Genomic DNA, 23,501 nt, shown 5'->3' with positions numbered 1-23,501 from the left:
ATAAATAATGCAAATTGAAAATTTCACCGTATAATACAATAAGTTGCTTTTATCAAGTGATATGGAGCATCTCATAAGTTTAGAGGGAAATTTATGTTAGATCAACTTCGAGCAATGGGTGTCTTTGCTTGTGTTGTGGAGAAAAACTCGTTTAGCGGCGCTGCCCGTGAATTAGGGATTACAACCAGTGCCGTGAGTCAACAGATTCGCTCATTAGAAAAAGATATAGAAGTAGTACTTTTAAATCGTTCGACGAGAAAATTAAGTCTGACCGAAGCGGGACAAGCTTTTTTCCATAGCTGTCAAGAAATGTTATCTGCTGCTGAACGCGGTAAAGTCCGGATCAATGAGTTACGTGATGATCTCGTGGGTGAGCTGCGCATTGTATCTTTGCCAGAACTGTGTGCGAATCATGTGATTCCTGCACTATCTCACTGGATGTCCGCACATCGGGGCCTAGCAGTACATCTGGAAACAAACCATCATGAGGTTGATTTGTTGGATGGGCGTATTGATATCGCCCTGAGATTCGAACAGAAAAACGATGAGCATAACTTGGAGGTTGTGCCATTGATGCAGATTGAGCAAATTCTGGTTGCTGCACCAAGTTATATTAATCAGAACACCATTATTTCACGTCCTGAGGATCTTCAAAATCATGACGTGATGCCGTTAACGCATATCAAAAACCATCAATATTTCCATTTTCAGCATGTAAATACCGCGGAAAATGCAGAGTTTGAACTGAAATCCCGTTTCAGTACCAATAACGGTCTGGTGGCAAAATCGATGTGCTTGCAGGGTAATGGTATTGCTAAAATTTTATATCTTGATGCTAAAAAAGACTTACTCAACGGTACCCTGGTTGAAGTTTTGCCTGAATGGAGACTTCCACCGATTACGCTTTATGCAGTTATGCCGAAACGTGAACCACAACCTACAAAAGTTCTTCGTTGTCTTGATACATTGAAACAATATTTTAGCCAGATTTCTGGCGGACGTATGTTACAAGCCGCATCATAAAATGCAGAAAATAAAAAAGCCGCTTTCAAGCGGCTTTTTTATTTTTAAGAGCGGGGTTTATGCCAAAAAAGCTTTGATCATTTTCACTAAACGCTCAATCAACTGATCAGCCTGTTCCTGAGTAATGTTCAGGGTAGGCAACAGGCGAACGACATTGCCAGCAGTCACATTGATGATGGTTTTGTATTCATCACGTGCAATTGCGACCAGATCACCACATTCTTTTGGTAATTCAATCCCGATCATCAGACCGAAACCACGCACGATGACATTTTGATCCGCCAGTTTGTTGCGTAGCTGATCAACGATGTAAGCGCCTTTTTCAGCAGCGTTGGCAACAATGTTTTCTTTTTGCATAATATCGAGAATGGTATACACCACACGCGAACCCAGTGCTGTACCACTATAAGTTGAGCCGTGATTCCCTGCAGTTAATACGCCAACGCCACGACCTTGAGTCATGACGGCACCAATCGGGAAACCGTTACCTAGGCCTTTGGCTGTGGTCAGTACATCAGGAATAATGTTGGTGTGCTGATAAGCAAAGTATTTACCCGTGCGACCATTACCGGTTTGCACTTCGTCCAGCATCATCAGCCAGTTGTGCTGGTTACAGATCTGACGAATCTCTTCTAGATAGCTGAAACCTTGAGGTGCGGTATTGACACCACCTTCGCCCTGAATTGGCTCAATTAAAATGGCTACGATATCCGGGTGATTGAGCGCAGCTTCTTCAATCGCTTCGATATCACCAAAAGGTACACGAATAAAACCTTCAACCAGCGGACCAAAGCCTTCCTGAACTTTTTTATTGCCAGTTGCAGACAGGGTAGCCAGGGTGCGACCATGGAAAGAACGATCCGCCACAATAATTTTCGGCAAAGCAATACCTTGCATATGACCAAATTTACGCGCAATCTTGATTGCACCCTCATTGGACTCTGCACCACTGTTCGAGAAGAATACTTCTTCCATGCCGGCTACTTCTGCCAGTTTTTGGGCTGCAGCGGTTTGCCAGGGTACTTCAAACACGTTGCTGGTATGAATCAAGGTCGCTGCCTGTTCAGCAATTGCTTCAGCAAGCACTGGATGTGCATGGCCCAAACCACATACCGCAATTCCGGTTAATGCATCTAGATACTCTGTACCATCTTCGGTATAAAGATATGCACCTCGTCCTCGAACAAAGCTGATCGGTTGACGGCCAAAAACAGGCATCAAGTGAGAAGGTTGATCAGTTTGTACCGGTGCGAGGGTAATATTATTCATGACTAACTCTTAACTGTTAGGTGGAAAGAAAAACTTACTATAAGCAAAAACCCGCTCAGATTTAAAGGGTAATTGTAAATAAAATTGGAATTATTGCTTTAGACATACTGTTTTGTCTCGATTTGGGTATAATGCGAGACAGATGAGTTGAGGATTTATCAATGACTGAACAAGCACGCGATACCGAAGCGTTAATTCGTGACCAAATTGCTAAACATGCAGTACTTCTTTACATGAAAGGCACACCGCAATTTCCACAATGTGGTTTTTCTGCACGTGCAGTAGAAGCACTCAGTCAAATTGGTCGTCCGTTTGCTTATGTAAACATTCTGGAAAACCCGGATATTCGTGCGATGTTACCACAAATCGCCAATTGGCCGACCTTTCCACAGCTTTGGATCAATGGTGAATTGATCGGCGGTAGTGATATCATGCTCGACATGTTCCAGAAAGGTGAATTAAAGCCTTTGGTTGAACAGTACAGCCCTGCAGCTGATGCTTAATTAAGATTTGAATTAAGCCCAGATATAAAAAAAGCGCTTCATTGAGAAGCGCTTTTTTTATATCTATTTTTAGGACAGAGCAACGACAGGATCACTCTTCCGTCGTTGCGTTTGGCTCTTGAACCGGAACATGACCCGCTTCAAGTTCAATCTTCGGCTCTAGGATTTGCTTCTTGTCTTTTTTCTTCTTTTTTTTCTTTTTCTTTGGTACTTCGACCAGTTCAGCACCATCTTCAATCGCCTGCCAATAATCCAGCTGTGCCATGACGGCGGCATAGATTGAATTTTTGCTATAACGACCTTTTTTGTCCAGAGTGCCTACCGGGCGAGCCATGAGTATTTCAAGTGCCTGATCAATGGTATCAATCGCATGAATATGGAATTGGCCTTCCTCGACCGCAATGGTGACATCTTTACGCAGCATCAGGTGCTGCATATTCTGACGTGGAATAATCACGCCTTGTTTGCCGGTCAGACCTTGCAGCTTGCAGGCATCAAAGAAACCTTCAATCTTGGCATTCACGCCACCAATCGGCTGAACCTGACCCAGCTGGTTCATGGAGCCGGTAATGGCCCAGGACTGGTCAATCGGTAACTGGCTGATCGCAGAGAGCAGTGCAGATAGTTCTGCAACAGTAGCACTGTCACCATCGACCTGACCATAGCTTTGTTCAAAGGCCAGTGCGGCTGAGAAATGTAAAGTCTGTTCACGACCAAAGTGTGCTTTCAGGAAAGAGGACATCAGCAGCACGCCTTTGGCATGCAAAGAACCACCAAGCTCTACACTGCGTTCAATATCCAGAATGTCGCCGCCGCCCTGATAAACTGAAGCCGTCAGACGTGAAGGCAGACCAAATTCCACATCAGCATAATGAATCACTGACAGGGCATTAATCTGTCCCAGACGATGGCCGCGGGTTTCAATCAGTTGGGTACCACGGGTCAGATCCTGCCAGTACAGTTCACGTAAATAGCCGAGACGATATTTGCGGTGATCCAGCGCGGTATTGATATGCTTTTCCGAAACCATCTTGTCACCTGCCTTGAAAGCATGATGATGCGCTTCACGGATCAGATCGCCCAAGGTCAGAGCATGTAATGACAATGAGCTTTGATCTTCGGCCTGACGGCTGGAATCTGTCAGCAGTGCCGCCAATGCAGAACGGTCAAAAGGCAATAATTTATCGGATTGCACATAATCGGCAATCAGCTGCATATAGGCCTGCTCGTTTTCGTCATTACGTTGTAATGTGTCGGTAAAATCGGCACGGATCTTAAAGATGCTACCGAGTTCTGGTTCAAGCTCTAAAATTTCATAATAAATTTCAGGCTCAGCCAGCAAGATCACTTTGATATTCAGTGGAATTGATGCCGGTTCGATCGAAATACTGCCGGTCAGCGTGATCATGTGCTCAAGCGAAGACAGTTTTAAGTGCCCGGATTTCAGTGCACGCTTCAAGCCTTGCCATGCATAAGGTTGTTCCAGTAATTGTTCTGCTTCCAGCATCAGGAAGCCACCATTGGCTTTATGCAAGGTGCCTGGACGAATCAGGGTAAAGTCGGTAGTGATGGTGCCATTTTGGGTCAGCTGTTCCACATGACCCAGTAAGTTATAATGTGTGGGGAAATCTTCAAAGATGACTGGCGCACCACTGTTGGGTTTGTGCGTAATAATGACATTGGCCTGATAACGTGCCGGTACGCGGCTGAACAGGGCCGGGGTGAAATCATCTTCCTCCTGTTCAAGCACAATTTCGACATTGTTAATAATGTCTTCAGCATAATACTTCAGGTAATTTTCCAGACCTTCCACATGTTTGAATTTTGCCAGAATCTGTTCTACTCGCGGCAGAACCACCTGTTTGGCAATATCACGATTCAGCACCTGTACGCGATCACGTGCATCATCTTCCAGATCACCCAGGTGCAAACCCAGACGTTCCAGCTTTTTGTCCATATAGCGCATGTTGGAAGCGAGTTCTGCACGATCTTTATTACTTAAAGCATTCAGGTCTTCTTGAGACATTTCCTGTAATTTGTCATCGATAAGATGCACAGGTATAAAGCAATGCTCATCATGTCGCGAGATCAGCTTCAAATCCAGTTCCGCACCTTCACGGGTCAGTTCAATCAGCGCCTGTTGCTGTTCATCACCAGTTTCCTGACGAATCATTTCAATGCGGTTGTGATAGGTTTCTGCTGTAAAACGACGTTCGAGCTGTTTTAGAATCGTTTGCCAGCATTGATTTAACATGGCCTGGAATTTTGGACCCTGGCCTGGAGGGAGTTCCAAGGCAATTGGCTGGCGCTGGTTTTGAAAGTTATTGACATAGACCCAGTCATTTGGGGTGTCCATGGTTTTGGCATGCTGTTGCAGCAAGCGTTTCACCATGGTGCGTTTACCGAGGCCAGCTGTACCCACGGCAAAAATGTTATAGCCTGAATAGGGTAAAGCAATCCCGGCCTCTACCGAGGCACGTGCACGGTCTTGCCCCAGAAAATTATTAAGGGGTTTGATCCGTTTGGTCGACGCAGGAATTTTTTCTAGGTTAGGAATGTGCGTCAGTTGTGTTGATTTTAAGCGGGTATGCTCAAGGGTGTTGTGAATTTCGCTTTGTTCAAATGCCGAGATGAGTAAATCTGAGCGGATGTTTTCTGGTGTTGTCGTATTGTTGCTGGCGATAGAAGAATTAATTTGATCGAGTCTCTGGGTCACTGTTGAAATCCAAAACGAAATATTACGTTGATAAGAGTTAAGGTATACAGATTTGCCTGAAAAATTCAAGCCAACATGTCGCTTTTGCCAGAAAATAAAAAATCGAAAATGTGATAAATATAGAAATCTTGTTGAAAGATACGCTATTACAGGATTGAATAGCAGCAATTGGTTTTTCTGCGGAAAATAATAAAGCAATGACAACACAAACGACGGGTTGGAAATCCGCATTTACAGCATTTTTAGATCGACGTGCATTGATCATGCTGTTCTTGGGGTTTTCGGCCGGTGTCCCGATTCTTCTGATTTTTTCCAGTCTGTCTTTATGGTTAGGTGAGGCCGGAATCAGTAAAAGTGCCGTAACTTTCTTTAGCTGGGCGGCATTGGGCTACTCTTTTAAATTCGTCTGGGCACCGCTCATTGATGAACTGCCAGTGCCATTTTTGACCAAGGCCTTGGGACACCGTCGTGCCTGGTTGCTGATCGCACAGATTCTGATTGTCTGTGCCATTCTGATTATGGCATTTTCTGATCCGGCACGGGGAACGAGTCATTTACAGCAAATGGCGCTAGGGGCAGTGCTGCTCGGATTTTCCGCAGCAACCCAGGATATTGTGATTGATGCCTACAGGATCGAGCTGGCAGAAACCCAGATGCAGACCGTGCTGGCTGCGACCTATAATGCCGGCTACCGGATCGGGATGATTGTCGCTGGTGCGGGGGCATTGTTCCTTGCTGCCTATTTGGGTACCGCAAAAGGCAATTATATTTATGATGCCTGGAAATGGACCTATATAGCCATGGCTGCCGTAATGCTGGTTGGTATTGTCACCACACTGTCTATCCGCGAGCCGCACGTTAACCGTGTACGCAAGCACTATGTGCGCAGTGATTATTTCCGTTTGGTCGCAGTGTTCTTTGTTGCGGTGATCAGTTTTGTACTGAGCTATATCTATTCAGGCAATCTGGTAGGCAGTATCAAACAACAGTTTGCTATTGAAGATACCTTCGCCTTGTTCTGTTTTGAGGCCTTACGTTTTATTGGCTCGGGTGCAGTGGCCTTTGCCATTGGCGCAAGCTTGGTAAAAATGGGGGCGGTCAACAAGCAGATGGCCTATGAAACCTGGGTCGATCCGGTTGCAGACTTCTTTAAGCGTTATGGTTTAAAACTGGCTTTGGTCTTGTTATTGCTGATCGGTTTTTATCGGGTTTCCGATATTATCGCCGGCGTCATTTCCAATGTGTTCTATCAGGACCTGAATTTCAGTAAGGAGCAGATTGCCGAGGCGGTTAAAGTTTATGGGGTAATTTTCTCTTTAATTGGTGGTTTTCTGGGTGGTTTACTGGCACAGAAGATAAACATTCTGAAATTGATGTTTGTCGGTGCTGTACTGGCCTGTTCTACCAACCTGATTTTTATCGGACTGGTCAAATCTGGTGAAAAACTGGCAGCTGTCGAAGTGAAGGCCGGAAATCAGGTTTATCAGGTAGATACCGATGAAGTGGGTTATTGGAAGCTGAATGTCCCCAGTGATGTTTTAGCGCAGAGTAAGCAGCTGCAAGTGACAGCAAGTTATCTAAATCCGGATCAAGCTACTCAGGCACCTGTCCAGGTCAGCATGCCATATTTAACCGCACAACATGGCAACACCCAGCTGCAGATCCTGCCGATCACCAGTGACAATACGCTCACTGTAGCTGAACAGGACAAGACCATTGTGGTACGGGGCCAATATCTCGGTGAAGCCTTGCGACAGAATCAAAAGATTGTTTTGCAAATCAATGATCAGAATATTGAGACAAAATTAGAAAGTGAAGGCATCTTTACGGCAGCAATTCCAGCACAACAACTGATTCAGTCACCTGCACATATTATCAGTGCAGTCTTGATGCAAGATGACCAAGCTCTTCAGCAAACCACGCATGTGTATCAGGTGAATGATCAGCTGAACAATACCCAGAATCTGGATGTCGATATTCTGCCTTTGGCAGTGGTAGATGGCAGTAGTTCAGACACGATCGAAGTCAGTGGCAAGGTGATTAAACCTTATAGCGACAAGTGGCTTTATTTTGCCATTATTGTCGATAATCTGGCTGCCGGGCTTGCAGGTGCCGCGTTTATTGCATTCTTGTCGAGCTTGACCAGTGTGTCATTTACTGCGGTTCAATATGCGATTTTTAGCTCACTCATGACCCTTACCCCTAAGATTTTAGGCGGATATTCGGGTACTATAGTGACCAATATCGGTTATCCGAATTTCTTCCTGATGACCACTCTCATTGGAATTCCTATTCTGATTCTGGTGGTTTGGGTCGGAAAACTGCTCGGTGAACACCAACAACAATCTGTACAGAAGGATGATTAATATGCGCATGCTGCATACCATGTTACGTGTAGGCAATTTAGAACAATCCCTCAAGTTCTATACTGAAGTACTTGGCATGACTTTGCTTCGTAAGCGTGATTACGAAGAGGGCCGTTTCACCCTGGCTTTTGTCGGTTATGGCGATGAAGAGAATCACACCGTACTTGAACTGACGCATAACTGGGATACAGACCACTATGAGCTGGGCAATGGTTATGGTCATATCGCAATCGCAGTCGGTGATGCTTACAAGGCTTGTGAAGAGATTAAAGCGCGTGGCGGTAATGTTGTGCGTGAAGCCGGTCCAATGAAAGGTGGCGTGACTGTGATTGCATTTGTAGAAGATCCAGATGGTTATAAAATCGAGCTGATCCAGCAAGATCAGGATGCACGTAATAACTAAGTGTTAGGTAGCGTGATAGATGAAATACATTCACGTATAGATGAAAATATTACATCAATCTGAGTGCATAGCATGGGCCCGGCATCTGTTAAGATAGCCGGGCATTTTTATATCAAACAATAAAATCTAAAATCTGAGGGATTAAAGGGATATGCTTAAATTCTTGGCATTGGATCGTTTTACGATATTGTTATTTGTGATGGTCGTGCTGGCCAGTGTATTGCCAGTTTCGGGGCAGGCAGCTGAAGTATTTGGCTGGGTGACGACGGGAGCTATTGCTATCCTGTTTTTTTTGCATGGCGCCAAATTGTCCCGTGAAGCAGTCGTAGAAGGCATTATGCACTGGAGATTGCATACTTTGGTTTTTGCGCTGACTTTCGCCTTGTTTCCAATTTTAGGACTTTTGGCCAAGCCGGTTTTATTGCCGATGCTCGGGCAGGAGCTGTATTGGGGCTTTCTGTTTATGTGTTTTTTGCCATCTACGGTGCAGTCTTCAATCGCCTTTACCTCAGTGGCACATGGCAACGTCGCAGGGGCTGTGTGTAGTGCCTCTTTTTCCAATCTCATCGGCATGTTTATAACTCCGGTCTTGGTGGCATTCTTTATTCTCGGTCAATCTGATCATGGTTTTGATCCGACCACCTCGATTATCCAGATTACATTGCTGCTACTGGTACCGTTTATTTTAGGGCAGGTTCTGCGTCCCTGGATTTATCCTTATATGATGAAAATGCCACAAATCGTCAAGATTTTCGATCAAGGTTCGATTTTACTGGTGGTTTATGGGGCATTTAGTAGCGCCGTGGTGGCCGGGCTTTGGAATGAAGTCAGTCTCAGCACCTTGTTGTTGCTATTGCTGGCGTGCTCGGTGTTACTTACTATCGTGATGCTGTTAGCCCTGTATATACCGCGTTGGCTGGGCTTTAGCCGCGCTGACCAGAAAACGGCATTCTTTTGTGGTTCTAAAAAAACCCTGGCCAGTGGAGTACCAATGGCACAGATTTTATTTATTGGCCAGCCACTGGGTATGATTGTCCTGCCGATCATGATTTTTCATCAGATTCAATTGATGGTTTGCGGGATTATTGCCAATGTATGGGCCAAAGAAGCTGAATCAGAACCAGAAGAATAATTCGCATATTGAATTCGTTTCACGTATAATAATGTCCACTTGTTGTGCTTAGCTCTGACGGTATTCGTCTCGGTGGGCCAAAAGAATGGTCTGTTGTGGTGTTGATCTGCATGAACTTTGTTCCTGCTTCCTCATTTGAGAGTGATCAATAGCGATGACAGCTAAACCTTCTTGAATCTAATGGAGTAATCGACGATGCGCGCCGATATTCACCCAAAATATGAAACTTTAGTTGCTACTTGTTCATGTGGTAATGTAATCGAAACTCGTTCAGCTCTTGGTAAAGAAACTCTTTATCTAGACGTATGTTCAGCTTGCCATCCTTTCTACACTGGTAAGCAAAAGAACGTTGACACTGGTGGTCGTATCGACAAGTTCAAACAACGTTTTGCTGGTATGTCACGTTCTGTTAAACGTTAATACCCAAAATGAAAAAACGGGCTTAAAGCCCGTTTTTTTGTGCCTGCAATTTAGGAAATCATAATTGCATGTCCTAAATTTACAGGTTTGTAAAAGCGCTTAATGCTCTTGTACATCAATCAAATGATCCAGTTTTTTCTGGAAATAATTCCCCTGAATAAAGCGGGCGTCCACATTCCATGCATTGGCGAACAAGGTCATGTCATTTAATTCACGGATTAGAATACTGAGTGGCTTGATCTCATTATAGCTGGTGATTTTTTCCTGCAGTTGTTCAATTCCAGTGTCACTGTTCAGCATCTGGGTCAATTCGGTGTCTAAAGACACTGCATTAATATCGAACTCGCGCAATAAAGTCTCGCTATACATAGAATGACCAAAGTCACGCAGTGAAATTAGGGCACCATGCTCACGTAAGGTTCTGAGATATTTCTGGGCATCATGCTGGTTCATCAGGATATCTTCTTCAGAAAATTGCAGGGTGAGTGGATGCTGCAGTTTGCTGCGGATGATCGTAATCAGCTTGGAAATAAACTCTGGGAAAGTACGATCTTTGAACAACACGGCACGGTTTAAGTTCACGATTAAACGGGCATCCGGATACTGGACAATAAAGTTATGTAGCTGCTTACTGGATTCAACTAAAATCCAGCGGTCCAGTTTAATGGACAGTTCGTCATCTTCATGAAGTTCTACAAGGTTAGAAATATCCTGCCATTTATTTTCATAGATAAAACCACTGGTCACTTCATATGTGTAGAGATCCGTATCTTCTTTATCATAAAGCTGCTGATATTTTAAAAGGATTTCGCCACGTTCTAGACATTCACTTAAAGCTTTTAGAATAGAAGGTGTAGCGTTAGAAATAGCGGTGACTGCTGCAACTGTTGGGTTAGCAATTGGTGCTTCAGCAACACTAAAGTCTATACTTGGCATGTCTATAGAGGTTGGACTGCTCAATGAGGCTGGAATGTCGAGTTTAAACTCAGATGCTACTTCTGCTTTAGGTAAAGGGCTGGAGAATGCTTGTGCAATCAGCGTATTGCAGTGCATTTCATCCTGCAAGCCCTGTTCGAGCATGACATAGCCAAGGCGTAGATTCAGAGGGAATGACTTTTGTTCCACTGTAATGAGTTGTGGCTTGCTTAAGGCATTTAGACTGATCAGTTTGGATTCAAGAATTGCTTTAGAATCTGCCTGAAACAGACCGACAACGACGTCATATTCTAGTTTAAACAGAGGGGTATGGGTCTGTTCCTTGAGGAACTCTTTGACTGCTTCAAAGTAGCCATTAAAAGTGGCCCAGTCAGACTGCAGAACTTCCGGGTCATATGCACTTAAAGAGAAAGTAACTAAGGCATTCACCGGTGCAGACTGCTTGTTCAGTTCACGTTTAAGTGACTGGAAGGTGCTTGGTTTTCCAGGTGTTTTTTCGGAAGTAAGCATTTTTGACTGAGCATCAATGCTAATTTGCACTGCATCTTCTTCAGAGGTTGAAGGCAAGAATTCCAGTTTTAAGGGATTAGATGCTGACACATGCGGATTAAGAGATTGGATTTCGATCCGACCTAAATCAAACTGACCCTGAGAAATCTTTTTAAAACGCGTTTTAAAATCATTCAAATTTGAAGGCTGGAGCAGATCTAACAGTGGTAGACCAATAATCTCATCTTCATTTTGCAAGCCAAACAGTTTCAGATAGTCTGGATTGGCCTGAATATGAATCCCTTCCTGAATGGTAGCGACAGCACGGTTGCTGTCATCGACTAAAGATTGTGTCTGAATTTGTGCTGTTTCCAGCTCATTCATTAAATGTTGCTGGGTCTGCGACAAACGGCTGAATGACAATGCTCGAACCAGTCCCACATAAAAGCGTTCCAGGTAATCAAAATTGAGAATGTCATAGATCCCTTTACGGATATATTGCGCATATTGTTCAGCCTGGTAATCATCCGGTTTAAGTAAAATCATCGGCAGATTGGGTTGCTGCGAAAGACGTACTAGGCTTAAGGCCTGTTCATATTTAAGGTCATAAGCACGACCAAAAATAATTAGATCCCAGTTGAAATTCAACTGTTTTTCAAAAGATTTCAGATCATCCAGCAGAACAGCATCGACCTGATAATCGTGATTAGTCAGAAGCTCACAGATTTGATTATATCTAATTTGATTATCATCAATAATCAGTAAACGTGTTTCAGTACGTTTTAACTTTTTAGACAATAATGGATTTCTCACTTCAATGCTTCCCATAAATCATGATTTCTGCTTTCATTCATATGCTGATCGATAAAGTTTTCGATCATCTCTTCTTCCTGATCATTGAGTAATTCATAATCAAAACGGATGAAACTTTGCGTAATCAGTTGTGCTTTGGTCAGATAAACTTTGAGTTCTTCCTGACCGAGACGTAAATGAATCGTTTGTTTTTCCCTAAACATATGGGAGCCGGACACAATGAGGCTGGTCGAGACCTGGTCCAGTTGTGTCATTTTTACCAGAAGCGCAGGCTGATAATTAACATGATGGCGTTCGGTACGGGTATAGGCTGCACAAGGAAAGAGCTCTTGTGCCAGAATTTCCAGGCCAATTTCCAAGCTCTTATCAGTTGACTGTTTGATCCATCGAATCACACCACCACGCCACTGACTCTGTGTTTTTTCCTGAACCAGGATAAATTCACCGGTTTTAAGATTGGCAGGGGTAATGCCGGTCCATTTAATCCGGTAACCATTCACACTAATATCCAGAACTTCAGCGCTATGAATCTGCTTGGTTTCACGATCGAGCGCCTTAATGCTGCTAAAACCGCTTGGAATGGTATTTTCCATTGAGCTGACAAAACTGCTTTCGCTCTGGAAATTATAATTAGCGTCGAGTTCCAGTGTTTCGTTAAAGTTTTTACCTTTAGACAGGTAAAAATGCGCCACCGTTAAGCCAAAACAGATATTGATCTGTGCTGAATATTCATAACGTTCATGACGACGTTCGACATTGTTCGAAAGCAGGTTATAGATATGAAAATGCAGTGCCGGGGTCAGGAACAGTTTTTCATTACGCGACAGATACTGGGCATTTTTGCTTTGGGTATCCGTTAAATGATCCATCAGATTCTGAGTAGAAATATAGAAGCTTGGCTGAAACTGTGCTTCTTGGTGTGAATTAAAGATCGGTGGATGATCTTTGCTGGCATCGACCACATAACGGGACAGCGTGGTTTCCTTCGGCAGGATCTGTACCAGTTTGGCCCAGTCAAAACTACAGAGATACAGCCCCTGAATTTCTGCAGGCCGGATCTGATGAGTATTGAAAATATCCAGTAAAATCAGCTGGGCATAGGCATGCGCAATATTCTGGATCTCATGCTGGGTGCCTAAGACCTGATTGATATTGCTTTGGTAGAAATTGTTGTCTATTGCACATTTAAGCAGTTGATGGGCAGCCAGCCATTGCCCCAGACCTGGCGTGCTATACAACATATGCTGCTGATATAACAACAGGCTTAGCTGTTGCAAGGCATAATAAATCGACACCATCCGGGCAGTCTGAATGCTCTTCTTTTTACCCAGAGAAAATAGCGAAAACTTTTGATGGGTCAGCTGATGGTTACAACGCTTGACGATATCAATATAAATTTTGGCAAAATGACTGCGCAGCAGCATGGCCAGCTCAATGATTTGATCATTCCGGTCGGAAGTGATCAGTCCCTGATTGACGAAATGTTTTTCCAGACTGCTCAGGACATTTTCAATGGTTGGATGCAAAACCTGAATCAGGTCAAAGCGCAGGGTTTCTGCACATTTCAGCTCGGAAACTTCCAATAAGGCATTAAACAGGGATTTGGATGAATTCCCCAGCTGTAGAATCGAAATTCCCGTAACCCATTCCTGCAAAGCCTTGGCAGTGGTTGGGCAAAAGCTCAACTGCTCTCGTTTAAGTTCAGTCGGTGTCTGAAAAATGTCTGAAGTATGCGTGCTCATCTTTATTATTTAACTCAAAAATGTTGAAACCCCAAAAAGCGGTGTCTTATTCTTCTCGCCCGCTATTTCTCGAACCAGTTTAGGAACCAGATACCCCGGAAGGTTCGCTAAAACTTCTGTATAAATCTCATTAATATGGTCAGGAGCTAAATCAAAATGATGTGCACCTTTTACTTTATCAAGTACATGTAAATAATAAGGCATGACCCCGGCATCAAACAAGCGATAGCTTAAATCCACTAAAACCTGAGCAGAATTGTTGACCCCGTTTAATAAAACCGCCTGATTAAGCACGGTAATCTGATGTTGAACCAGCTGGTTTAAACGCGTACAAGTGACGTCATCCAGCTCCGATGCATGGTTTGAGTGTACCACCAGAATAATACGTAGCCTACTGTTTTTTAACATGCTAAGTAGCTCTTCGTCGACTCGGTTGGGGATCACAATAGGAACTCGTGAATGTATTCTTAAGAATTTGAGATGTGGTACTGATTCTAGCCGTTCAATCCAGATTTTTAATTTTCGGTTCGATAAAGTCAGTGGATCACCACCGCTCAGAATCACTTCATTAATATCAGGCTGACTTCCCAGATATTGTTTGATATTTATCCAGTCTTCATTCTTAGGCAGGTTTTCCTGATAGGGGAAATGCCGGCGGAAACAATAACGGCAATGTACAGCACAGGCGCCAGTCAGTGTGAGCAGGAAACGGGATTTATATTTGTGTAGCACGCCGGGTTGCTGGTTGGCCTGTTCTTCGCCCAAGGGGTCGGTGACAAATCCTGGATGTTCTTCCAGTTCCAGATGATGGGGCAGGACTTGTAACAGCAGTGGATCTAAAGGATTTCCGGCCTGCATTTTGCCGACAAAAGCACGTGGTACACGCAATTTAAACTGTTCAGAGGCTAAAATAGCACCTGAAAGCAGCTGCTCTGGTGCGAGTTGCAGTACTTCAAGCAGTTCGCGTGGATCAGTGATCAGCTCGCTAAGCTGTGATTGCCAGTTTTGTTCTTGATATAAATAGTTCGTCATGCCGGAAGATTAACAATATTAAGTGAGAGGACAAAGCCTGATAGGCGAAGTTTAACAGTTCGCAGGGAAGCAGAATGCCCCGTTGCGTTCTAAAATGGATAGTGGCTAAGATATACAGATCTACATGCTCACCTGATGACATTTTAACGTTGAGCAAGACACGAATAAACAAAGGATTTTCATGTCTGATTGTAACTTAAACAGCATGAACGGGTTAAAGCGGAATTTTTCATTGCGGCAAAGCATATTGCTCATTTAGAATACGCAGCATTAAATGAATGTGCTTGTGGCAAATTATGTTCATGTCAGACTTGCTAAATGACATCGCAACAGCCCATAGCATCTATAGATTAAAGTTAGTAAGTTTGGAGTCCGCCAGTCATGGCCTATTATTCTACGAATGATTTCAAGTCAGGCCTTAAGGTTATGCTTGATGGCAACCCATGTTCAATCATGGAAAATGAATACGTAAAACCAGGTAAAGGCCAAGCTTTTAACCGGGTAAAATTACGTAACCTTAAATCAGGTAAAGTTCTGGAAAAAACTTTCAAATCAGGCGAGAACCTAGAAGCGGCTGATATCGTTGAAGTAGAAATGGAATACTTGTACAACGATGGCGAAATGTGGAACTTCATGGATCCTGTAACCTTCGAACAGATCGCAGCTGATAAAACAGCAATGAGCGAGGCTGCAAAATGGTTAAAAGACGATTCAAATGAAAAATGTACCATCATGTTGTTCAATGGCGTCCCTTTAAACGTGACTCCACCGAACTTCGTGGTACTTAAAATCGTTGAAACCGATCCAGGTGTTCGTGGTGATACTTCAGGCGGTGGCGGCAAGCCGGCGAAACTTGAAACAGGTGCGGTAGTACGTGTTCCATTATTCGTACAGCAAGAAGAAAGCGTTCGTGTAGATACCCGTACTGGTGACTATTTAGAACGTGCATAATGGTTTTAAAATAGACTATTATCGAAAGGGATGATCTAGAATCATCCCTTTTTTTATGCCAAAGTCTTAGAGGCAAACAAAAAGAACAGGCGTAAAGTCGCAAGGGAAAACAGCAGTACCTCGAACAACAATAATCGCGCTGATTTGTACGCATCACAATATGAGGGATTGAATGGAAACTTTACAGAAGAAGTCGACGCTGACTTCTAGAATAATCTGGCTTTTGGTAGCCATTGTCGGTGCAATCTCCTTTGGAGTTCTGGCACTGAGTCGGGGTGAGCATGTCAATGCAGTCTGGTTGGTACTTGCAGCAGTTTGTATCTATAGTATTGCTTACCGTTTTTACAGTTTGTTTATCGCCAACAAAGTCTTTGAGCTGAATGAGCGCCGTTTAACGCCTGCACATCGCCTGGCTGATGGTCTGGACTATGTGCCGACCAACAAAAGCGTTTTGTTTGGCCATCACTTTGCAGCGATTGCCGGTGCAGGCCCGCTGGTAGGTCCGATCCTGGCAGCGCAAATGGGTTATCTACCCGGGACCATCTGGCTCCTGGTCGGTGTGGTACTGGCCGGCGCAGTTCAGGATTTCCTGGTGCTGTTTATTTCTACCCGTCGTGACGGTCGTTCACTTGGTGAAATGGCCAAGCAGGAACTGGGTACTTTTGCCGGGATTGTTGTCATGCTCGGTGCCCTAGGCGTGATGATTATCATCCTGGCGGTATTGGCGCTGGTGGTAGTTAAAGCCCTGACCAATAGTCCGTGGGGGGTGTTCAGTATTGCAGCCACCATTCCAATTGCGATCTTTATGGGCATCTATATGCGTTTTATCCGTCCGGGTAAAATTGCTGAAGTCTCGATTATCGGTTTTGTATTGATGATGCTTGGCATTATCTACGGTGAAAACATCGCACAACATCCATATTGGGGTCCATTCTTTACGCTTTCCGGGACTGAGTTGACCTGGGCACTGATCATTTATGGCTTCATTGCATCGGTATTGCCTGTATGGCTATTACTTGCACCACGTGATTATCTATCGACCTTCCTGAAAATTGGCGTAATTGCTGGTCTGGCGATTGGTATCCTGTTTGCCATGCCTGAAATGAAACTGCCTGCGGTAACCAAATTTATCGATGGTACTGGTCCTGTATTTGCAGGCTCCATGTTCCCGTTCCTGTTTATTACCATTGCCTGTGGTGCGATTTCCGGTTTCCATGCTTTGGTTGCTTCTGGTACTACGCCGAAACTGGTCAATAACGAACGCGATATCAGGGTGATCGGTTATGGCGGTATGTTGATGGAGTCTTTCGTTGCGATCATGGCCTTGATATGTGCTGCCATTCTGGATCCAGGAATTTATTTTGCGATTAACTCGCCAGCCGCACTACTCGGTACTACCGCGGAAAGTGCAGCAGAAGCGGTGCGTACCCTTGGTTTCGTGGTAACTCCTGAAGCCTTGACTTTACTGGCACAGGAAGTCGGTGAAAGCTCGATTCTGTCACGTACGGGTGGCGCGCCAACTTTTGCAATTGGTATGGCACATATCATCACGGAAATTTTCAATAGCCGTGAAATGATGGCGTTCTGGTATCATTTTGCGATTTTATTTGAAGCTTTGTTCATTTTAACTGCTGTAGATGCCGGTACGCGTGCCTGTCGCTTTATGGTTCAGGATACCGTTGGTATCGTGATTCCTGCGGTAAAACAATCACATAACTTCTTCGGAAACCTATTGGGTACTGCGGTTGCAGTTTCAGGCTGGGGTTTCTTCGTCTATCAGGGTGTGGTTGACCCACTGGGCGGAATTAACAGCTTATGGCCGCTGTTTGGTATTGGTAACCAGATTCTGGCTGCGATGGCTCTCATTCTCGGGACTGTCATTCTATTCAAGATGAAAAAACAGAAATATGTCTGGGTGACGATTATCCCGACTGTATTCCTGTTTATTACGTCCATGACTGCGGGCTGGCAGAAGATTTTTCATGAAAATCCAAAGATTGGTTTCCTGGCACAAGCTGATCGTTTCAATACGGCCATTGCCAATAATGAAATTCTGGCGCCAGCGAAAACAGTGGCAGAAATGCAAACTGTAGCGATGTCGAACCAGATTAATGCTGCACTCTGTGCCTTCTTTATGATTGTGGCTTTTGTCATGCTGTTTGCCGCGATTCGGGTCATCCGTCGTGCCTTGGCAGATCCTGAACCATCTGTGCATGAAGCAGAAGCGATTTATCGCGATCCTGAAGAGATTCAGCCAGCAAAAGTTCATTAAGGGGGATGTGATGAATCTGAAGTTTGCCAAAAGCGGGAAAATGATGATTTATAAAATCATCAAGATGACCGTGATGTCACAAAAAGATTTGATCCTGAATCCGAAAAACTGGTCACGTATTGCGACCTTGTGGCAACGTTTGCAGCAAAGTTTCCGCTTGATGGTTGGTGTACCGGATTACCAGACCTATGTGGAGCATATGCGCAAGCATCATCCGGATCTGGAAGCGATGGACCCGAAAACATTTTATCGTCACTGTGTGGATTCGCGTTATCCATCGGCAGGCGGTGGTTTAAAGAAATGTCCATGTTAATCGATCAATAAAAGAAGCGCCTTTCGGGGCGCTTTTTTATATTCATTTTTAGGGAAAAATCTCTTTTACTCATACTTTTTAGGTATGGCCTTGATACTTGATTATATACGTTAAATAACTCTTGAAATATGAATTCTTTTGGTTGATTTAATAGACTTTATAGGAATAAGCTAACTTACATAAAATAAGTGCAAGAATGAAAAATGAACGATCTATTTGAATTGGTGAAGTTGATGGCTTCAAATCCTTCACCAAGTATTGTATTTATTTTAGTAGCTGGTTTCACTATATATAAAGCGCAGGCCTTACTGACAGGCTTTTTAACAATTAAAGATCTCAATAAGAAAAGATTGATTCAAAAGTTTGAAGAAACTTATGTGTTTCATGAAAAGAATTTTTTGAACAGTGAATTGAAGCTGAATTATGAACGACTATGTGAAGAATCACAGTTGAAAGCTCTAATTGGCTGTCAATATTGTTCCAAAGAAATGGCTAATTACATTCTATCAAGAGAAACTATAACGGAAGCGATTCGTATCTATCACCGAATTAAGGATGATATTAAGATAGAGGAGAGCGTAATAACTCCACAAAAAATAATGTCTGATAAACGTATAAAGTTAAATTATTATGCTGGTGTTGGGTTTTATTTTTCTCTTAGTAGTTTAGGGCTTTTACCTTTTCTAATCATGGTTTCGATGAATTTTTTCAATTTGAAGGCTTCTATTAATTCAGATGTATTTATGAATGCGTGGGTTAATGCAATTTTCCTATTCATAGTTGGATTCGTTTTACTTTACCAAGGTTTTAAGCCTACATTAGTTAAAAGGTTTTGTGAGCTAAAATCCAATAATTCAAGAAAAAATCACGAAGATAGTTCTGTAGAAGAAGTAAAGGTAGCTTAAGGATAAGGTGACTTTTTGAAACAGAGCACCTTGAATTATTTAGAAAATAAGTAAATCAGTGTATGTTAATCATAGGCCATGTTTTATTAAGGAATTTATTGTGATCTGGGGCATGAAACAAAAGGAAATTAATGACATTGCACACATCGATACAGTACTTGAGCAGAAGATTGCAAGTTATGCACCCAAGATCCAGCGTTTTTTTGAAGAAGTCAATGCCATTGTGCTGGACAAACATGCCCAGACGAAACTGGCACTCTGCTGTCTGATTGCTGGTGGGCATGTCCTGTTTGAAGATTTACCCGGACTGGGAAAAACCACATTGGCGAGCAGTCTGGCACATCTGGCCGGTTTGAAGTTTCAGCGGATCCAGTTTACCAATGATATGCTGGCCAGTGATGTCATTGGCATCAATATGTTTAACCAGAAAGAACATCAATTCGAGTTTAAGCAAGGTCCAATTTTTACCCAGATTTTACTGGCAGATGAGATCAACCGTTCTAGCCCCAAAACCCAGAGTGCTTTACTTGAAGCCATGGAGGAGGGCTATGCCACCATCGATGGCGTACGTTATGCCTTGCCTAAACCTTTCTGGGTCATTGCCACGCAAAATCCGCTGTTTCAAAGTGGTACTTATGCATTACCCGAATCGCAACTTGACCGTTTTCTGATGCGTTTGTCTATGGGTTATCCATCGCGGCATGCGGAAAAACTGCTATTACAGCAGGAGTCTCGTTATGCCCTGATAGCGAGTCTGGCGCATATTTTTAATGAAGATGAAATTCTAGATCTGCAAAGTCTGGCACATCAGATATTTATCAGTGAAGCGATTCAGGAGTATATGCTGGATCTGGCGGAAGAGACTCGTAAAAGCCGCCATGGCCTGTCCACACGTGGTTTATTGGCGCTCAAGCGAGCGGCACAAGCACATGCCCTGACTCAGCAACGTACTTTTGTCACGCCGGATGACGTACAGGCCGTATTTGTCGCGGTGACCTCACATCGTCTGGGTTTAAGTGAGTCCGAAACCTTGAATATTATGCAGCAGGTTGCAGTCAGCTAAAGGAGTCCTCCCTTGGATAAAACCTGGCAAAAATGGCTGGCCAAACGCTTTCAATTTTCTCAGCAGAAACAGCTCTCGCAGAAAGATGTCTTGATATTTATTTATCGGCAGGGTTATCTGTATCTGGTGTTGATCTTGATCACCTTTGTGGCAGGGGTGAATTATGCCAATAACCTGATTTTAGGTTTCTGCTTTTTGATCAGTGCGGTGTTGTGTGTCAGTTTTTATCTGACGTTTAAACAGTTACATGACTTGAAAATCGAATTGATCGCGGATGATGTCGGGCAAGTAGGCCAGAGCCTGAACCTGCATATTTATTTTCACCAGCAGCAGATTCGGCCACGTTATTTGTATATTAAAGCAGGGGACCAGCTAGCGAAAGTTTATCTGGATGCAGCAAGGCAGCAATTTATTTTGCCATTTTATGCAGAGCACCGTGGCAAATTTGATTATCCAGTAATCCGGATTTATTCAGTCTATCCCTTTGGTCTGGTACGGGCATGGACCTATCTTTATCATCAGCACTCTGCCTGGATTGCTCCCAAAGCTGAAGTTTTTACTACCGAAAATAAGTATTATCTCAACCGCTTTGAGCTGGATATGGATGAGTTTCGTGAATTACGCAATTACCAGTCTGGGGATTCCTTGCAGTCCGTATCCTGGAAGCAGTTTGCCCGTGGACAAGGCTTGTATGTCAAAGTCTTTGAGCAGTATCAGGATAAACACAGTATCGAGATTCATTATGAACATATGCCGACTCAGTCACATGAAGAAAAACTTGAATTTATGATGGGACTGGTAGAGCAATGCGGGCAGCAGCAATGTGCTTATGCACTGCATTTGCCACAGGCCGAATTGCCACAAGGTGCAGGCGAAGAGCAACTGCGTAAAGCAAAACAATTGTTGGCGCAGGCCTAACGCGGGTAAAGAAATAATGAATGCAAAAATCCGTACCTCGATTGTGCTGACGCTAGGCCTGATTCTCATTGCCCAAATGGCATTTATTCCTGTGCTACTCAGTATAATTTTTGCCATCAGTATTGTGTGTATCTGGATTTACCAGAAACGTCAGCAGCAATTTCCAAAAATCGGTACTTTCCTGCTGACGGTTTTGGCACTGGGCAGTATTTATTTGAGTTATCAGAGTTTTATCGGCATCGATGCCGGGGTGGCGGTTTTATCTACATTTTTATTTGCCAAATCACTGGAAAGCAAAAACAAGCGTGACCTGATTATCCTGTTTAATTTTGCCCTGTTTGTCGCTGCCAGTTCATTTTTATACAGTCAGTCATTTGGGATGGCAATCGTGATTATGCTGTGTTTAATCAGCTGTCTGATTGGCCTGTACCGGATTCAGACCAGCGAGTTTGAGCAGAAACAGACTACCCAGCGCGCAGCATTGCAACAGGATGCCAAACATGTGGGCAAGTTTATCCTGTACGCCATTCCATTTTTTATCCTGCTATTTATTTTCTTCCCGCGCTTGCCACCACTTTGGCATATTCCCATCCCAGAAAATAAAGGTGTAACTGGCATTAGTGACAGTATGTCGCCTGGCGATATTGCTGAATTATCGCAATCCAGTGCATTGGCATTCAGGATCATCGGTGATGTCAGCAAGCTCCCACCACGTTCAGAACTGTATTGGCGGGCCTTGGTGCTGGATGAGTATGATGGCCAGCGCTGGACCAGCAGTTTCGTCAATCAGCAGCCTTTAATACGACAACCCATGGATACATCTCCTGTACCTGCAGGCTGGAACTATCAATATCTGGCTGCGGATCCTTCGGTATTCTGGATCATGGGGCTGGAAAAATCGGTACCTGTAGAGCGCCGTTATTACAATCGTCAGGACTGGAGTATTGTGCCGCGACGGCTCACACAACGCGTTGAACCAATTCCCCTTCAGTGGATCGGTACACAATATAATCCTCAGGCTTTGCCAGGCCAATATATCGCGCGAATGAATACTCAAGTGCAACGTAGCTTGGACCCTCGAGCACAACAGTTGGCGCTAAGGCTGTATGACCAAAGTGCTGAAGATCCACGCCGTTATGTGCAGCAGGTCTTGAACTGGTATCAGCAGAATAACTTTGTTTATACCCTGAAACCGGGCCAGTTGGGACAAAACCGGATAGATGAGTTCCTGTTTAATTCCCGTCAAGGATTTTGTGAACACTATGCATCAAGTTTTGTGATGCTGATGCGCTATGTTGGAATTCCGGCACGGGTAGTCACAGGTTATCAAGGTGGGGAATTGGCGCCAGATCGCAAGAGTTGGGAAGTCCGACAACTGGATGCCCATGCCTGGACAGAGGTATGGATTGATCAGAAATGGCAACGCTTTGATCCAACCGCCATGATTGCACCACAGCGTATAGATAACGGGATGCAAAACCTGATGTCTCAAGATGAAAGAGTCTGGTCAAATAATTCGACCTGGGCATCGCAGAATAATCAGTGGATGACCAAGATGCGAATCTGGAGCGATTATGCCAGCTACCAGTGGCAAAGTAAGGTGGTCGGTTATAATGCAGAATCACAGCAGGGCTGGTTATCAAAATTGGGCCTGGGTTCGGCTTATTCGAGTATCGTGATTTTGCTCGGCAGTATTGCACTGCTGATTCTAGCCTATATTTTTAGAATTTATCTAAAAGCCCGACAAGCTCAATCTCCATATGATCGTGCTATCCAACAGCTGAATCATTCTTTAGCTGACGATCTCAAAAAACAGCCTGCTGAAACTTTTCATCATTGGATGCAGCGTTTATCCCAACGGGTTCAGCTTGAAAACCAGACTGTATTTATTCAAGCCATACAGATTTTTGAAAAAAACCTGTATTCAGGAATAACAATGACTGAACAAGAAGTGAAAAAATTCAAGGATTTGCTTAAAACTTGCGCGGATGTTTTAAAAACTAAATGAAAAGGCTTGTCTTAAGGAGAAAAAATTTATAATATGCCTGCATCCTAGGTGTATAGCTCAGTTGGTTAGAGCGCTACGTTGACATCGTAGAGGTCTCCAGTTCGAGTCTGGATATACCTACCAAGATTCCCAAAAGCCCATTCTTTGAATGGGCTTTTTTTATTGCCTTATAAAAATATGTTAATTTTTATTTCATTCATATTTCCGCCACGACTGAACTAAATATT

Annotated in this window: 18 protein-coding genes and 1 tRNA gene; 14 read left to right on the top strand and 5 right to left on the bottom strand. The window is 43.7% G+C overall.

The window, feature by feature from the left end:
* The first annotated feature begins 93 nt into the window (after positions 1-93).
* On the top strand, positions 94-1,023 hold the full coding sequence (locus KUG37_RS12495) for a LysR family transcriptional regulator (protein WP_216936857.1): 930 nt from the start codon (positions 94-96) through the stop codon (positions 1,021-1,023).
* 57 nt (positions 1,024-1,080) lie between these two features.
* Here KUG37_RS12495 and KUG37_RS12490 read toward each other — a convergent pair whose 3' ends face one another.
* Positions 1,081-2,292 carry an aspartate aminotransferase family protein gene (locus KUG37_RS12490; RefSeq protein ID WP_216936856.1) on the bottom strand — a complete coding sequence of 404 codons (1,212 nt, stop codon included), beginning with the start codon at positions 2,290-2,292 and terminating at the stop codon, positions 1,081-1,083.
* A gap of 161 nt (positions 2,293-2,453) precedes the next feature.
* Here KUG37_RS12490 and grxD point away from each other — a divergent pair, with 161 nt between their 5' ends.
* Entirely contained in the window at positions 2,454-2,795 is a 342-nt protein-coding gene (gene grxD / locus KUG37_RS12485; RefSeq protein WP_216936855.1) for a Grx4 family monothiol glutaredoxin, read from the top strand.
* A gap of 91 nt (positions 2,796-2,886) precedes the next feature.
* Here the strand turns inward: grxD and KUG37_RS12480 are convergent, their stop codons facing one another.
* Entirely contained in the window at positions 2,887-5,478 is a 2,592-nt protein-coding gene (locus KUG37_RS12480; RefSeq protein ID WP_367947478.1) for a Lon protease family protein, read from the bottom strand.
* A 230-nt stretch (positions 5,479-5,708) separates the two neighbouring features.
* On the opposite strand from KUG37_RS12480, the gene KUG37_RS12475 reads away from it, so the two are divergent.
* From KUG37_RS12475 to rpmE, 4 genes are all read left to right on the top strand, one after another.
* Positions 5,709-7,877, top strand: a complete 2,169-nt coding sequence (locus KUG37_RS12475; protein WP_216936853.1) for an MFS transporter — start codon at positions 5,709-5,711, stop codon at positions 7,875-7,877.
* A gap of 1 nt (position 7,878) precedes the next feature.
* Positions 7,879-8,280, top strand: a complete 402-nt coding sequence (gloA, locus tag KUG37_RS12470) for a lactoylglutathione lyase (protein WP_216936852.1) — start codon at positions 7,879-7,881, stop codon at positions 8,278-8,280.
* A gap of 151 nt (positions 8,281-8,431) precedes the next feature.
* On the top strand, positions 8,432-9,412 hold the full coding sequence (locus tag KUG37_RS12465) for a bile acid:sodium symporter family protein (RefSeq protein ID WP_216936851.1): 981 nt from the start codon (positions 8,432-8,434) through the stop codon (positions 9,410-9,412).
* A 195-nt stretch (positions 9,413-9,607) separates the two neighbouring features.
* Positions 9,608-9,832, top strand: coding sequence for a 50S ribosomal protein L31 (gene rpmE, locus KUG37_RS12460; RefSeq protein ID WP_004279743.1), 225 nt, complete (start codon positions 9,608-9,610; stop codon positions 9,830-9,832).
* Between the two features lie 99 nt (positions 9,833-9,931).
* Here rpmE and KUG37_RS12455 read toward each other — a convergent pair whose 3' ends face one another.
* From KUG37_RS12455 to epmB, 3 genes are read right to left on the bottom strand one after another with little or no spacing between them, the layout of a single operon-like run.
* Positions 9,932-12,085 (bottom strand): EAL domain-containing protein, encoded by a 2,154-nt coding sequence (locus KUG37_RS12455; RefSeq protein ID WP_216936850.1) that lies wholly within the window; start codon positions 12,083-12,085, stop codon positions 9,932-9,934.
* Entirely contained in the window at positions 12,067-13,812 is a 1,746-nt protein-coding gene (locus tag KUG37_RS12450; protein ID WP_216936849.1) for a GTPase, read from the bottom strand. The genes KUG37_RS12455 and KUG37_RS12450 overlap by 19 nt, the downstream gene beginning before the upstream one ends.
* Positions 13,813-13,821: 9 nt before the next feature.
* On the bottom strand, positions 13,822-14,844 hold the full coding sequence (epmB, locus tag KUG37_RS12445) for an EF-P beta-lysylation protein EpmB (RefSeq protein ID WP_216936848.1): 1,023 nt from the start codon (positions 14,842-14,844) through the stop codon (positions 13,822-13,824).
* 381 nt (positions 14,845-15,225) lie between these two features.
* On the opposite strand from epmB, the gene efp reads away from it, so the two are divergent.
* From efp to KUG37_RS12405, 8 genes are all read left to right on the top strand, one after another.
* A complete protein-coding gene (gene efp / locus KUG37_RS12440; RefSeq protein WP_005096501.1) occupies positions 15,226-15,795 on the top strand; it encodes an elongation factor P in 570 nt (189 codons plus the stop codon).
* Positions 15,796-15,967: 172 nt separating this feature from the next.
* Entirely contained in the window at positions 15,968-18,067 is a 2,100-nt protein-coding gene (locus KUG37_RS12435; protein WP_216936847.1) for a carbon starvation CstA family protein, read from the top strand.
* Positions 18,068-18,074: 7 nt separating this feature from the next.
* Positions 18,075-18,380 (top strand): YbdD/YjiX family protein, encoded by a 306-nt coding sequence (locus KUG37_RS12430; RefSeq protein ID WP_216936846.1) that lies wholly within the window; start codon positions 18,075-18,077, stop codon positions 18,378-18,380.
* Positions 18,381-18,613: 233 nt separating this feature from the next.
* Positions 18,614-19,285, top strand: coding sequence for a hypothetical protein (locus tag KUG37_RS12425; protein ID WP_216936845.1), 672 nt, complete (start codon positions 18,614-18,616; stop codon positions 19,283-19,285).
* A gap of 100 nt (positions 19,286-19,385) precedes the next feature.
* Positions 19,386-20,348, top strand: coding sequence for an AAA family ATPase (locus KUG37_RS12420; RefSeq protein WP_216936844.1), 963 nt, complete (start codon positions 19,386-19,388; stop codon positions 20,346-20,348).
* Positions 20,349-20,360: 12 nt separating this feature from the next.
* The gene (locus KUG37_RS12415; protein ID WP_216936843.1) at positions 20,361-21,266 is read left to right on the top strand and encodes a DUF58 domain-containing protein; all 906 of its coding nucleotides are present in this window, start codon (positions 20,361-20,363) and stop codon (positions 21,264-21,266) included.
* 13 nt (positions 21,267-21,279) lie between these two features.
* Complete coding sequence (locus KUG37_RS12410; protein WP_216936865.1) at positions 21,280-23,274, top strand: DUF3488 and transglutaminase-like domain-containing protein; 1,995 nt, start codon at positions 21,280-21,282, stop codon at positions 23,272-23,274.
* Between the two features lie 46 nt (positions 23,275-23,320).
* Positions 23,321-23,397: transfer RNA gene (locus KUG37_RS12405), tRNA-Val, on the top strand.
* Positions 23,398-23,501 lie beyond the last annotated feature (104 nt).

It is taken from the genome of Acinetobacter sp. BY419, from assembly GCF_019038395.1.
Classification (GTDB): domain Bacteria; phylum Pseudomonadota; class Gammaproteobacteria; order Pseudomonadales; family Moraxellaceae; genus Acinetobacter.
This window is presented reverse-complemented; position numbering and strand designations above follow the sequence as displayed.

Coding starts and splice junctions, on each gene's coding strand:
- KUG37_RS12475 (WP_216936853.1), top strand. CDS start 5,709: ATGACAACACAAACGACGGGTTGGAAATCCGCATTTACAGCATTTTTA.
- KUG37_RS12455 (WP_216936850.1), bottom strand. CDS start 12,085: ATGGGAAGCATTGAAGTGAGAAATCCATTATTGTCTAAAAAGTTAAAA.
- KUG37_RS12450 (WP_216936849.1), bottom strand. CDS start 13,812: ATGAGCACGCATACTTCAGACATTTTTCAGACACCGACTGAACTTAAA.
- KUG37_RS12435 (WP_216936847.1), top strand. CDS start 15,968: ATGGAAACTTTACAGAAGAAGTCGACGCTGACTTCTAGAATAATCTGG.
- KUG37_RS12465 (WP_216936851.1), top strand. CDS start 8,432: ATGCTTAAATTCTTGGCATTGGATCGTTTTACGATATTGTTATTTGTG.
- efp (WP_005096501.1), top strand. CDS start 15,226: ATGGCCTATTATTCTACGAATGATTTCAAGTCAGGCCTTAAGGTTATG.
- KUG37_RS12425 (WP_216936845.1), top strand. CDS start 18,614: ATGGCTTCAAATCCTTCACCAAGTATTGTATTTATTTTAGTAGCTGGT.
- gloA (WP_216936852.1), top strand. CDS start 7,879: ATGCGCATGCTGCATACCATGTTACGTGTAGGCAATTTAGAACAATCC.
- rpmE (WP_004279743.1), top strand. CDS start 9,608: ATGCGCGCCGATATTCACCCAAAATATGAAACTTTAGTTGCTACTTGT.
- grxD (WP_216936855.1), top strand. CDS start 2,454: ATGACTGAACAAGCACGCGATACCGAAGCGTTAATTCGTGACCAAATT.
- KUG37_RS12495 (WP_216936857.1), top strand. CDS start 94: ATGTTAGATCAACTTCGAGCAATGGGTGTCTTTGCTTGTGTTGTGGAG.
- epmB (WP_216936848.1), bottom strand. CDS start 14,844: ATGACGAACTATTTATATCAAGAACAAAACTGGCAATCACAGCTTAGC.
- KUG37_RS12490 (WP_216936856.1), bottom strand. CDS start 2,292: ATGAATAATATTACCCTCGCACCGGTACAAACTGATCAACCTTCTCAC.